General features: G+C 57.3%; 10 protein-coding genes. All 10 read left to right on the forward strand.

Translation table 11 applies throughout. From position 1 onward, the window contains the following. Nucleotides 1-11: 11 nt before the first annotated feature. The 10 genes from NQZ67_RS25735 to rpsG all read left to right on the forward strand — a co-directional run bounded on the left by NQZ67_RS25735 (nucleotide 12) and on the right by rpsG (nucleotide 13,769). On the forward strand, nucleotides 12-893 hold the full coding sequence (locus tag NQZ67_RS25735; protein WP_257451636.1) for a carbohydrate ABC transporter permease: 882 nt from the start codon (nucleotides 12-14) through the stop codon (nucleotides 891-893). A gap of 63 nt (nucleotides 894-956) precedes the next feature. Beyond that, nucleotides 957-2,525 carry an extracellular solute-binding protein gene (locus tag NQZ67_RS25740; RefSeq protein WP_257451638.1) on the forward strand — a complete coding sequence of 523 codons (1,569 nt, stop codon included), beginning with the start codon at nucleotides 957-959 and terminating at the stop codon, nucleotides 2,523-2,525. A 55-nt stretch (nucleotides 2,526-2,580) separates the two neighbouring features. Then, nucleotides 2,581-4,890, forward strand: a complete 2,310-nt coding sequence (locus tag NQZ67_RS25745; RefSeq protein WP_257451641.1) for a helix-turn-helix domain-containing protein — start codon at nucleotides 2,581-2,583, stop codon at nucleotides 4,888-4,890. A gap of 98 nt (nucleotides 4,891-4,988) precedes the next feature. After that, entirely contained in the window at nucleotides 4,989-6,530 is a 1,542-nt protein-coding gene (locus NQZ67_RS25750; RefSeq protein WP_257451643.1) for an S-layer homology domain-containing protein, read from the forward strand. A gap of 27 nt (nucleotides 6,531-6,557) precedes the next feature. After that, nucleotides 6,558-11,084, forward strand: a complete 4,527-nt coding sequence (locus NQZ67_RS25755) for a discoidin domain-containing protein (protein ID WP_257451646.1) — start codon at nucleotides 6,558-6,560, stop codon at nucleotides 11,082-11,084. A gap of 149 nt (nucleotides 11,085-11,233) precedes the next feature. Further along, a complete protein-coding gene (locus NQZ67_RS25760; RefSeq protein WP_257451647.1) occupies nucleotides 11,234-11,761 on the forward strand; it encodes a hypothetical protein in 528 nt (175 codons plus the stop codon). 78 nt (nucleotides 11,762-11,839) lie between these two features. After that, the gene (locus tag NQZ67_RS25765; RefSeq protein WP_257451650.1) at nucleotides 11,840-12,301 is read left to right on the forward strand and encodes a hypothetical protein; all 462 of its coding nucleotides are present in this window, start codon (nucleotides 11,840-11,842) and stop codon (nucleotides 12,299-12,301) included. 14 nt (nucleotides 12,302-12,315) lie between these two features. After that, nucleotides 12,316-12,576 carry a hypothetical protein gene (locus NQZ67_RS25770; protein WP_257451651.1) on the forward strand — a complete coding sequence of 87 codons (261 nt, stop codon included), beginning with the start codon at nucleotides 12,316-12,318 and terminating at the stop codon, nucleotides 12,574-12,576. Between the two features lie 237 nt (nucleotides 12,577-12,813). Next, entirely contained in the window at nucleotides 12,814-13,233 is a 420-nt protein-coding gene (rpsL, locus tag NQZ67_RS25775) for a 30S ribosomal protein S12 (RefSeq protein WP_257451653.1), read from the forward strand. A 65-nt stretch (nucleotides 13,234-13,298) separates the two neighbouring features. Beyond that, on the forward strand, nucleotides 13,299-13,769 hold the full coding sequence (gene rpsG / locus NQZ67_RS25780) for a 30S ribosomal protein S7 (protein ID WP_087570303.1): 471 nt from the start codon (nucleotides 13,299-13,301) through the stop codon (nucleotides 13,767-13,769). The last annotated feature ends 9 nt before the right edge of the window (nucleotides 13,770-13,778 follow it).

Here is a 13,778-nt window from a genome sequence, read left to right on the forward strand (position 1 = left end):
AGGCGCGCGCAATGGTGCGAGACCGCACATTCGGCAGTAGATTATTCGATGTTCTTAATATCACGTTTCTCGGGCTGTTTGCCCTGATTACGATTGTCCCGTTCATCTACATTATGGCGGGTTCGTTCGCGACGCAGAAGGAGCTTCTGGAGAAAGGGTTCATTCTCTTCCCGACCGAGTTTTCCCTTGAAGCCTACAACTTCATCTTCTCGACCAGCACCTTGATGCGAAGCATGGGCGTCACCATCTTCATTACGGTGGCGGGGACGCTCATCAATATCGTGCTGACCTGCTTAATGGCTTATCCGCTGGCCCGCAAGGATCTGGACTTTCGCAAGCCGATTCAGCTGATGGTCATCTTCACGATGCTGTTCAGCGGCGGCATGATTCCAACCTTCATTGTCGTCAAAGAGCTCGGCATGATCGACTCTTATTGGTCCTTGCTGCTCCCCGGCGCGATCAGCGCGTTCAATCTGATCATTATCCGGAGCTTCTTCCAGCAGCTGCCGGAAGGGCTCGAGGAGTCGGCGAAAATAGACGGCGCCAGCGATCCCGGCATTTTGATGCGAATCGTTATTCCTCTATCGATGCCCGCTATCGCGACGTTTTCGTTGTTTTACGCGGTGGGGCACTGGAATACGTTCTTCAGCGCCGTGCTCTACATTAATGACGCGGCGAAGTGGCCGATTCAGGTGCTGCTGCGGCAAATCGTCATCCTGTCGCAAGGAGGCAGCCTCGGGGACACGACGGCGTTCGAATCCGATTTCGTCCCGCCGGAGCAGTCGGTGAAGATGGCGGTCATCGTCATCTCGACGATGCCGATCCTCGTCGTCTACCCGTTTCTGCAGAAGCATTTCGCCAAAGGGGTATTGCTGGGATCGGTTAAGGGCTGATTGTCCTTGCCGAACCCGTCCAAATACAGTAATTTTAATAAAGTAAAGGGAGGATCACATGTCATGAAAGCGAAAAAGAATGGGCAGGCATGGCGAAAACTAACCGCATCGGCAGGCACGGCAGCACTCATTATGGGATTGCTGGCAGGGTGCTCGGGCAACGGCGGGAGCAACGACGGCGGCAACGCGGATCCAGAGGCATCCGCGAACGGAGGCGCGTCGCCGGCAGGGCAGCAGACGGAGGCGCCTAAGCAGGAGCCTTACAAGATGTCGATCATGCTGACCAGCTACAACCCCGAATTCATGGACCCCGAAGGCGAGATCTACAAGCGTCTGGAGGAGCGCACGAACACGGATTTGACGCTGACTTGGGTGCCGTCCACGACCTACTCGGATAAGCTGAGCGCGACCGTGGCGTCGGGCGAGCTGCCGAGCGCGATTCTGGTGCTGGATCAGAAGCTTCCTTACATCGTGAATTCCGTTCGTTCCGGCATGTTCTGGGAGATCGGTCCTTATCTGAAGGACTATCCGAACTTAGGCCGCATGAGCGATATTGCCTTGAACGCGATCAGCATCGACGGCAAGGTATATGGCTTGTACCGTGAACGCGATCTGGCGCGGGACGGCCTGATGCTCCGGAAAGACTGGCTGGACAATTTGGGACTGAAAGAGCCAGCGACCATAGACGAGTATTATGAGGTTTTGAAAGCGTTTGTTCAGAATGATCCGGACCAGAACGGCAAGGCCGATACGACCGGACTCGCGGAGCAGCAAGTGGCGGCCGGCTGGAGAGCGATGCTCGCTTGGCACGGCGGTCCCGCTGATTGGGAGCTGAAGGACGGCAAGGCCAGTCCGGCGCATTTGTCCCCCGCTTATATGGATACCATGAAATTTTATAAAAAGCTGTACGACGAGAAGCTGATCAATCTCGACTTCGCGGTCGTGAAGGACGGCAAGCAGCTGATCAACGGCGCGACGGCCGGCTCGTGGATCGCTAACTTGAACGACGCCCAAGGCATCGAAGAAAGCGTGAAGAAGGTCGTTCCGACAGGCGCAATCACGATGGTTAACGCTCTGGAAGGCCCTGCGGACCTCCGCAGCCCCGGCGGGTCGGGCTCTTACGGTCTCTTCATGATTCCGAAAACGTCGGTGAAGACGGAGGAAGAGCTGAAGGCCGTCTTGAATTTCTTCGATAAAGTGTCGGACGAAGACATGCAGAACATGCTGATCAACGGCCTGGAGGGCCGACAGTTCACGCTCGAGAACGGGCAATACGTGAAGACGACCGATTCCAAGATGCTGGTCGAATACGGGATGGGCGACTCCACGCAGCTGGCCGTCCTGCGCGACAAGATCACGACGTATGGCGGACCGCTCGTGCATATGCGGAACGAGATGTGGCAGAAGAACGCGGAAATTGCGGTTTCGAATCCGTTCCAGCCGTTCATCTCCGACACGTACAGCGAGAGAGGCTCCGAGCTGAACAAAATTATCGAGGATGCCCGCATTAAATTCATTATGGGCCTGATCGACGAAGCCGGCTGGAACGACGCGGTAGCCAAGTGGCGCAAGGATGGCGGCGACAAAATCATCGAGGAATATACGCAGGCTTATAAAGCGGTCAATCCGTAAAAGCTTTATTTCTGCAACAGAATGACGGTAATCGATTAGAAGGGGGAGTGGCGCCATGCGTTCATCCAGCTATTGGCTCAAGTTGGTCTTGTTATCCGTGATGATCGGGACGTTCCCCGTCCTTACGCTTGGCTGGTATTCGTACCACTACTCCTCCCAATCGGTGCTGGAGCAAGTCGAGGAACGCAATTCACAGGTGCTGAGGCAGAGTCAGCTGCGGGTCGAGCAGACGCTGAAAATGATCGATTTCTCCACCTCGCAGCTGCTCGGCCTGCCTATCGTCTCGCAAGCCATCGCGCTCAAGCTCGATCCGAATCAATACGATATCATTAAGGACCTATACAAAAATTTATCGTCCATCCAGACCTATGAGCTGGGAATCAAGGACGTGTATCTGCTTAGTCTCGAGCAGGATTGGCTCATGAGCAACGCGGGACTCGATCAATACAATCAGCCGGGCATGGAAGAGATGCTGCGGTCTTACGCCGGAAGTCCGCAGGGTTCCATATGGATCAGCGGCAATTCGGCCTCCATCCAGGGAGCCGACGGGTTGGTCGAGCTGAAGCATGCGGTCATCAATATTAAGAAGTGGCCCGTGAATTCGCCGACGCCACGCGGCTTAATAGCCGTGGTCTTGTCCTCGCAGCAGCTAGGACAGCTGATCAACGCCGACGACGGCATGGGAAGCACGTTCATCCTCGACAGCGAGAACCGCGTCATCGCGCATGCCGACGCCTCGCTGCTCGGCAACGACGTTTCGAGTCTCGGATTCATCCAGGCGATCCGGGAGAACGGAGACGCGAACGGCGTGTTCACGGCTTCGGAGGATGCGGGCAAGACGTCGATCTCGTTCCGGAAGTCCCCGTATAACGGATGGACCTATGTGTCCGTCGTTCCGACCAAGGCGATCACGCAGCAGGCGATGAAGATCGGATGGACTTCGATTCTGGTCAGCATGGGCGTGCTTGCCGCAACGCTGCTTGTCGCGCTGATCGGCTCGAGGAGAATGTACGATCCGGTGAAGCGGATCTATCGGTCGCTGCTTGACGAGAAGGAATCGGAAAACGCCGCGCCTAAAGACGAATTTCGGGTGATCACGAACCAGATTCAGAGCATTATGTCCGACCGTTCCAAGTTGAAGTTCGAGCTGGAGGGGCAACAGAAGCATCTCGTGGAGTTTCTGGTCCGGAAGATGCTACTGGGGGAGGTTAAGCAGCAGGAAGCGCTGGAGCGGCTAAGCTACTACGGTTATGGGTTCTCCGGGCAATGGGGGACGGCGCGGGTGCTCCTGTTCCAGATCGACCATCTTGGCGAGGAGCGCTTCTCCGGCAAGGACCGCGACCTTCTCTTGTTCGCGATCGGCAACATTGCTTCGGAGATCGTGCCGGAGGAGGACCGTCTGCTCCCGATCGTGATCCAAGAGTCGGTGGTGCTTCTGATGGGGTCGTGCACGTTGTCGGAGGAAGCGTTCAAGACGATGGTGTTCGAACGGGCGGCTGCGGTGCAAGCCGCGGTGAAAAGGTATTTGCAGCTCAAGACGAGCGTCGGCATCAGCAGATCCTTCCGGGAGCTCGGCCACGCGGACCGGGCTTACGAAGAAGGAGGGAACGCGCTCAAATACCGGGCTCGGCTGGGCGAGGAGGTCGTTCTGTTCATCGAGGACGTTCAGCCCGACAAGGGAAGGGAGCTCGTCTACCCGAAGGAGCTGGCCGAGGAGCTGTCCGAAGCGGTCAAATCGCTTGATGCGGAACGGGCGCGCAAGGCTTTGTCCGCCGTAATGGAGTCTTTGTCCCGTCAAGACTATGATTACGACCATTATCAGCTGTCTCTCGTCAGACTGCTGATGGACTTGATTCGCCAGCTCCAGGATGCGGGCATTCCGTATCATTCGCTTCCAACCGGAGACGGCTCGTTGTTCGAGACGTTCCTGAAGCTGCGGACGAACCGCGAGATCGAATCCTGGTTCGGCGATACGATCATCGAGCCGGCGTTATGCTTGCTGGAGGAACGGCGCCAGACGCAGTTCACCACGATCTCGCAGGAAGTGAAGCGGCTGATCGAAGAAGCGTTCGATACCGATCTGACGCTCGAGAAATGCTCGGCGCGGATCAATTATCACCCGCAATACATCAGCCGCGTCTTCCGGCAGGAGACGGGCGTGAACTTCGCCGATTATTTGTCCCAATACCGGCTCGAGGTCGCGAAGAAATGGCTACGGGAGACCAATCTGACGGTGACGGAAATCGCGGAGAGGCTGAAATACAACAATCCGGCGAACTTTATCCGGTATTTCCGGAAGATCGAGGGCATAACGCCGGGCCAATACCGGGATACGGCGAACGTATACGACCCGAGGGCTAATTGATGGCAGGGGCATGAACGGCCGGCTAAGGGAGCGGCTGTTTCAGTCTCCGGACAAAATGAAAGCGCTAACAATGTGTAGTGACGGGAGGAGGAGAAAAGATGAAGCTGTTAGTCGGCAAGAGAGCCGTGCTGGTCCTGCTTCTTGCCTTGATGCTGTTGCCGGCCGGCGCATTCGCCGCAACGGATTCCGTTCGGCTTGAGCCGGTGGGGGATGCCGCGAGGGGAGAGTCGATTCTGGTGAGGGGAGAAACGGAGCGTCCGGACGCCATCGTCCAATTATTCCGTCCGAACGGAACGCTGCTGTGGATGGACGTCGTGGAGCGGTCGGAGCTGGCGATCGGCAAGCCGGTCACGATCCCGGCGGATGCTCCGCTCGGCCGCTACACGCTGAGGGCGGGAAGCGGGCATGAGACGGCGGCGGCGACGTTTCTTGTAACGGAGGGTGGCGCGGGGAACCCGCCGTTCGTACATGTACCTGACGTAGAGCCCGAGCCCGCCGACGATCGGCTTGTCGTCGCGCCGGGCAAACCCGATGCTTCGGGCGTCTCGAGGGCGATGGTCACGCAGGCGATGATCGACAAGACACGTTCGGAGAATGGAAGCGTCGTATCGATTGTCGTGGATCCGGTAGAAGGGGCTTCCGCATATGAGCTTGTTCTGCCTGCGGGGGAGCTGTCGGAGGCTGGGGAAGGCTACGCTTTCCGCGTCGTAACGGAGTGGGTATGGCTGGAGCTGCCGCGCGGACTGCTTCCGCGTCCGGGACCATCCATTGCAATGGTAGACAAGGTTGCATTGACGATAAAAGATGCAAATGTAACCGGTATCGGGAGGACAGCGAATCATCGTCCGGCCGTCGATATCGCTCTGCAACTGAATGACGAGCAGCTCGGAGAGTTCGGGCGGATTCTAGCAGCCGTCCCTTATGAAGCGGACGGCGAACAGGATCGTCTGCTCACGGTATCCCATACCGGGCGGGACGGCAAGACGCAGCCCGTCGTCAGCGGTCGCTATGATGCGGCGGCAAACGAGATGCGGTTTATCGCGGAGCGGCCGGGCACGTACGAGATCGTGTATCGGCCGACTCCGTTCGCCGACCTCGCCGGGTACGTATGGGCGGAGCCCGCCATCGGCGAGCTGGCGGCCAGAGGCGTCGTTAACGGCGTATCCGACGCGGAGTATGCGCCGGCCGCGCCGATCAAACGGGCCGACTACGTGCTCCTGCTGATGAGGCTGCTGGCATTGGAATCGCCTGCAGGCAGCGCTGTCAGCGGTTTCGAAGACGTGAAGCCGGGAAGCTATTATGAAGAAGCGGTCGGAACGGCCAAGGCGCTCGGCATCACTCAAGGCTCCGGTGGCAACCGGTTCCTGCCGGATAAGGAAATCACGAGGCAGGAGATGACGACGCTGACGGCCAAGGCGCTGAAGCTGGCCGGAATTCTGGATGCGAGTCCGGGAGCGTCGGTTGTGACGGCGTTCCAGGACGAGGAACGAATTGCGCCGTACGCCAAGGAGAGCGTCACGCTGCTCGCCGCCAGCGGCCTGATCGTCGGAGACGATGGGATGCTGAACCCCGATCGCCATACCAGCCGCGCGGAAGCCGCGGTATTGATGCAGCGCGTATATCGGCTGATCTATCCATAATTCTGAAGATGGAGGTATCCATAACGAATGATGGCTCATACGATTTCGAGAATGGGGAAGACGACCGGCAGAGCTTGCCGGGCGGCAATGGCGGGCATTCTGGCGGCATCGGTCGCGTACGGCCTGGCGCCGTCCGCCGCGCCGATCGCCCGTGCGGAAGAACGGACGGCGCAGGCGGCCGTTTCGACGGCCGTGCAATTGGAGGCGGACTACGGCGTCCCGGACGGGAAGCTGATCCGGACCGAGCAATTCAACAATACGAATTATACGCCTCTGCCCGTCCATGTCGTGGACGAATTGAAAGGGATCAAGACGAGAATCGTACGGGATTTCGTCAAGATCAACTGGTACTACAACAAGGACGCGGATAATCCCGATTATCTCGCTTACTCCATCAACTCCCCGGAGAACCTGGCAACCAATCCGGATCTTCAGCACGGCCGGAAGGAAACGTATGATTTCATGGGGCAATTCGCCGATTCGATCCTGCTCTCGCTGGCGTATTCCTACGGCGGGGAGGCGAACCCGGCCAAGAACCGTCTCATCAAAGGGCAGACGGAGATGGATTGGGACGAATACGACGCTGCTATGAAGACGATCATCCTCGCGCTGAAGCAGAAAAATCCGAAGCTCGAATATATCGAGGTCGGCAACGAGCCGAATCTCGAGCCTGCTTTCTACGGCCACGAGCTGAACCGGATGGAGCATACCGCCGAGAAACCGGGCTACATGCGGATGTACAAGGGCATGTCGGAAGCCGTTCTGTGGGTGAACGAGCAGCTCGGCTTGAACGACGCGTTCCAAGAGGGGAAGGGCGTACGGCTGAAGGTCGGCGGCCCCGTCCTGTCCGGGTACGATTTCGCCAAGCAGAAGGAGTTCGTCGATATCGCCTATAGAGAAGGCTACCATGTGGACTTCGTATCCTGGCACCGATACAGAACGCAGGTAGCGGACAACGAGACGCAGGAAATCGAGATGAAAAGCTATCTGCGCCAATTTTATCCGAACGCGGTCACGATCGTCAGCGAATACGGCTGGAAGGGCGGCGGCGGCTTAAGCGATGCCACCGACAGCGCTGCTCTGGCCAAGCAAGCCGCGTTTATGACGGATTCGGCTTACTTCTACCAGAAGGGCGGTACGGATATCCCCATGAACTGGGTAGCCGTCCACACGCTGAACGCCTATTTCAAAAACCAGTTCGACGTCGATTACGCGCTAAGCAGCGGCAGCGATTCGGAATGGCAGACGTTCGACTCGGGATACGAGGGACCGGTTCGATACATGAACTTGAGGGGCTGGAGAGAGTCCGCGACGTCGCAGACGATGAAAATAAGGGAAATCGAGTTTCTGGACGAGAATGGGCAGCCGGTCGAGGTGCCGAATGCAGCGAACGATCCAGCTGTCGCGGCGGTGATCGACGGCAACGACGATACGGTATTCCTGCAGGGAGATTATTGGAGCTGGCTCCGCTTCGATCTCGGCTCGGCCAAGAACATTTCACAGGTCCGGATCAAATGGGGAAATATGCAGATCAACAAGTTTCAGCTTATCGGAACGGAGGATAAGCTGCGGTATCACGAGCTGCTGGGGCATACGTTTTTCACCCCGTACTTCAATACGATGCGCATGCTCTCCCGTCTGGGCGACGACAAGGTGCAGGCGATAGGGGGAAGCACCGCCAATACGGGCGTCCGGCTGCTGCCGACGAGGAATAGCGATACGAAGGCCTCCATCATGGTGTGGAACCATCAGCTGGACGGCGTGGCGAGTCAGGACATCAACCTGAACGTCGTGAACCTGTCCTCGGGATTCGAAGGCAAAGCGGTCCGCTTCAAAACATATTTGGTCGACGCGACGCACAGCAACTATGCGTACAACAAACGGGACGAGCTGGAGCTCGTGGACGAGGGCACCATAGGCGATGCGGGCAACATTTCGTTCCTTCAGACGCTGGAGCCGAACGCCGTCATGCTGATCGAGCTGGAAGCTGTCGATGCCAGCATTCGGAACACGGTATCCGCCTTCAAGACGGTCGCCGGCGATCTGGCGGACGGCGGAGCGCTGACGGACGGCGATGAGGGGACGGCAGCCGTCGCCGCGGACGGCAACTACCCGAAAAGCGCGGAAATCGATCTGGGCAAAGCCTTCTATCTGACCGGAGCGGAGATCGGCTGGACGGACGCGGCAAGCCAAGGCTACAGCTATAAGCTGGAGACCAGTCTCGACGGCGAGAGCTACGTGACCGCGGTCGATCGGACCGGCGGCATCCAGCCATCCGGCAATGCCCTGGAATGGTTCGGCGGGAACCCGTATGCCCGATACGTGAAGCTGACGGTGACCGGCTCCTCGCTGGGGGGACCGCTCTCCATCGACGAGCTGTCGGTATTCTCCGACGCCGTGTACAAGAACGGCTTCGAGGCGGAGCGGCAGCGGGCGGACGTATCCAGCTGGTCGACTCTGGGATACGGCGGCAAGACGACGACGTGGACGTTCGGCGCCGACGCAGGAACGGGGAGCACCTATGTGGAGCCGGCGGAGCTGTTCGGAACCTCCTCCGACAACTTCGGTTTCTTCGGCGATGCCAGCTGGCGGGATTACGGCATTGAAGCCAATGTCAAGGTGGCGGATTCGGCTTATACGGGCAGCGTGGAGATGGGCGTTACGGCACGCGCCGGAAAAGCCGGGCAAAGCCAGGACCGCAATTTGCATTATTATTTCCATCTGGAGAGGACCTCGGCCGGGTCCCGCGTCATACTGGAGCGGCAAAATACGGACCTGGCGGAAGGACACAAAAAAATCGAGCTGGCGACGGCCCCGATCCCGGCGATCGATTCGGCCGCGTGGTATACCCTGCGGCTCGAAACGGCGGGCCGCATGCTCCGCGGCTACGTGAACGGCGAGCTCATCCTCAGCTACGCGGATACCGACGCCGTGGAAGGGCTGGAGGCGCTGCTGCCTTCGGGGAAAGCGGGCATCCGAAGCCGGCTGGCGTCCGTGCGGTTCGACGACTTGAAGGTTTATCCGATACTGCCGCAGCTCGGCGATATTCAGGTGAACGGGAACACGATCGAGGGCTTTGATCCGGAGAAGCGCCGCTATGTCGTGAAGCTGCCCTCATCGGGGAGAGCCGGCGTAACCGTTACGGCTTCCGTGCTCGAAGGGGCTTACGCGTCGGCCGACCCCGCCAGCGAAGTGATCGAGCTTGGCGAAGCGGGAGAGCGGACGCATCTGATTGCCGCGCGCTCCCTCGAAGACAACGGCGCGACGTTCTATCGGCTTGATCTGCGCCAAGCGAGTGACGATGCGAGCTTGAGCACGCTGAAGCTGTCCGTCGTTCCGGATAGCGGCGCATACGATCCGGGCCGCCTTGCCGACAGCGATATTCTGCTGCAGCCGGGCATCTACGACTATTCGGTCAACGTGCCGTCGCGGACGGCTTACGTATCGGTTCTGGAGGCCGTCCCTACGGCCAGCAACACGGCGGCAGTCGACATCGCGGGCGGCGCTATTATAGATGGTACGGGAACGATCGTCGTGGCGGTGACGGCGGAAGCGGGCAATCGGCAGGCGTACACGATTCATCTCACGGCCAATCCGGAAGCTCCTGCGGGGGACATTCTTTATGAGCAGAGCTTCGAAGACGGAACGTTCGATACCTCCCCGGCGACGGGCTGGAGGAACGGGGCGGCGGATCACTTCCGCGTCGTGAATGACGGGGGCGGCAATGTGCTGGAGAAGCATACGACGCAGAACCGTGCATTTCCCGTAGGCTCCGGCGTGTGGACCGACTACGAGGTGAGGGCAAGGGTGAAGGCGGTGAACTCGCCGGCGTTGCCGGGTATCATCGCCAGAGCGTCCGAGGATGGACAAAACTTCTATATGCTGCGTATTCATGACGGCGAGAACGGCTTGCAGGGCGGAAGCAGAGGCTACGTTTCTCTGGGCAGAATGGCGAACGGCAGCTTGAAGGAGCTAAGTCTGAAGAGGCCCTATCCGTATGTCGTAGGCAAATGGTATCAGCTCCGGCTCGCCGTGCAGGGCAACCGGATTCAAGGTTATGTCGACGATAAACTCGTGTTCGACGTCGTGGACGACGGCCAGCTGTTCGGCGCGAACACGCCGGCGCTGACGCAAGGCTTCGCCGGCGTTCGAGTGGCGAACCAGGCTGCCCGAATCGATGATTTTGCGGTAATGGAAGCCGGCGTTGATGGGAATGAGGGCGAGAGTGGCCAAAAGCCATTCGCCGTAATAGCGGACGGACCTCTGGTCCGCTCGGGAGGATTGAAGGCTAGCGTGCGGGTGGAGCGGGAGCTGGAAGCGGCCGATCATGCCGGCTTGGAGACGGTGTACTTCCAGCTCATGAAAGGACAGACGCCGATTGCCCACTCGGCGGTATCGGCCGACATTGCGGGAACCGGCCGCTTTGAAGCTTATTTCGACGTGCCGCAGCCGGAGCAGTCCGATTATACGGTTCACGTCTTCGTCGTGGATCGGTTCATGACGGACGACGGCGAGCTGCCGGAGGCGCTGTCGGACAAACAAATCATACGGTAGCATGGCGGGTAAAAGACGGCCGAATCGGACGATTCGGCCGTCTTCATTTTTTAGCGGGGAGAAATGGCATATTATCTGGAATAATGATTCAACCGCAGGGCCTATTGCTCATATACTGTTAGCAGCAGCCTTGTTGAGGGGGGAATCCGGTGAGAGATTACCAATCGAATCTTATTTTTTTGTGCGCGCTCATCGTGCTGGCGTTGATCTCCTATTTCATAGAAGCGAAGTCCGAACGAACGGAAGTCGATGTGGACGAACAAATGATCGCGCTCGCGCACATGCAGGATTATGGCGCATTCTATTCCTTGGCCGAGGATTCGGATGAAAGGGAAGCGCTTCAGCAGCTTGAGGCCGACGACAGTATGGGATTCGGAGCATGGACGCGCGAAGCGCTTATGATCGTGGGAGAGCTTCCGCGGGACCAAGCCAGGCTAACCTTGCAGGATGCCGAGAAAATCGTGGCACAGACGGCGGGAACGGACTCGATCGTCGAGAAGTTCAACGGCATAGCGGGTGCTCCGGATTGGCAAGGAGGCAGCGGCGCGGATCGGAAAATATATTTTCTGGACGAAAGTAAGAGCGAAGCGGTCATCGTATTAAACGGCGTCAGCGCATCCCATGTTATTTACGAAAGAGGAATCGTTAAGGAAGAGAGGCCATTAACCGGGAGTTAAGGATTGCAACCATCGAAGAGTATCCGGCGTCTTTGTTACTAGAAGATTTCATTGAACGTAAGAACGGAGATGCCGGATATGAGTAATAAAATGATCGGGTTTACCTTTAGTGTAATTCTGCTGGCAGCCGTTATCGCGTTCTTCGCCGGCGGCGGACTGGATCAGCAGGGCAATGGAGAAAAAACAACTCGTTTGCCGCAGCTTCAATCGGCTTTGGCCGTCCAAGGCGTCGAGCTTGGGGAAGAGGATACGGTTCGGACCTATTACAAGCTGAACGGGCAGCGTCCGAGAACGTTCGAGCTTGCAAACGGCGAGTTTCTCTCCGTCTATGAATACCGATCGGAGAATGCGAGACGGAAGGGCGAATCCGATTTCGAAGAGATACGGGCGAGGGCCGACATGCAGATTCCAGAAGCTTATGTCGTTCGCAATGTGCTGCTGCACTATTGGTACGCGGGCCAGGCCGACCTGCCGACCGAGTTCGCGGACCGGATCGAAACGGCAGTCGTATCGCTGGGAGGCGAACGAACGACGAAATGACGGGGGGAGAGTAAATGATGCGCGATTCTAATAACCGTCCGGTTCATGAAGAAATCGGTTCGGCGATAGATGAAAATATGGAGCGTCTAAAAGAGGCGGAGCATCCGTTTAAAGATCCGCATTCGTCTTTTCTCCAGCAAGCGGAAGGCGGCGGACCGATGCGGCGAACACATCTAGCGGACATGCCGCTTCCTGTTCGCGTTTTCGGTTATGTGCTGATCGCGATATCTATTGTAATGGTTATTTTCGTAGCGGTGATTACATTTCGGGATTGAACGACGGGAAGGATTCCGAGTTTTATAATGTTCTTGTAAATTGGACAAGCCGACAAAAAACGGCGATTTTCACGCTTGACACGCCTATAAGCAAAGTGATAATATATCGGAGTGTGCCTGACGCCCAGGCTTGGAAATTGTATTGTTCAATTATGAACCGCCTGGCTCTGTGGGCTTAAAAATTGGGTGAAATGTCTACCATAATAAAGACATGAATATGTGGAAGGGGGTGGCAACATGCCAACAATCAACCAGCTCGTTCGCAAAGGCCGTCAAGCGAAGGTCGTTAAATCGAAATCGCCAGCCTTGCAAAGAGGTTTCAACGCATTGAAACGTGAAGCGACTGACATCAGCGCGCCTCAAAAACGCGGTGTGTGCACTCGCGTAGGTACAATGACTCCGAAAAAACCGAACTCCGCGCTTCGTAAGTACGCGCGCGTACGTTTGACAAACCGTGTAGAGGTTACAGCGTACATCCCAGGTATCGGTCATAACCTGCAAGAGCACAGCGTCGTTCTTATCCGCGGCGGTCGTGTTAAGGACCTTCCGGGTGTTCGTTACCATATCGTGCGCGGCGCATTGGATACTGCGGGTGTTAACAACCGTAACCAATCCCGTTCCAAATACGGTACGAAACGTCCTAAAGTTAAGAAGTAAGTATAACCCAGACGGGTTAATAACATGCTAGAACAAGTTACTATTAGAAGAAAGGGGGACTTTACATGCCACGCAAAGGTCCTGTAACGAAACGCGATGTGCTGCCGGATCCGGTTTACAATAGCAAACTGGTAACTCGTCTGATCAACCGCATTATGATCGACGGTAAGAGAGGTACTGCACAAACGCTGTTATACGATGCTTTCAAGCTGATCCAAGAGCGTTCCGGTAAAGATCCAATGGAAGTGTTCGAAGCAGCATTGAAAAACATCATGCCGGTTCTTGAGGTTAAAGCTCGCCGTGTAGGCGGCGCTAACTACCAAGTGCCGATCGAGGTTAAGCCTGAGCGCCGTACGGCTCTTGGTCTTCGTTGGCTCGTGAACTACTCGCGTAACCGCGGCGAGAAAACGATGACTGAGCGTCTTGCAGCTGAAATCCTGGATGCTTCCAACAACACTGGCGCATCCGTTAAGAAGCGTGAAGACACGCACAAAATGGCTGAAGCAAACAAAGCGTTTGCTCACTACCGTTGGTAGGATAACCAT

The sequence above is a fragment of the Paenibacillus soyae genome (assembly GCF_024623455.1).
Classification (GTDB): domain Bacteria; phylum Bacillota; class Bacilli; order Paenibacillales; family Paenibacillaceae; genus Pristimantibacillus; species Pristimantibacillus soyae.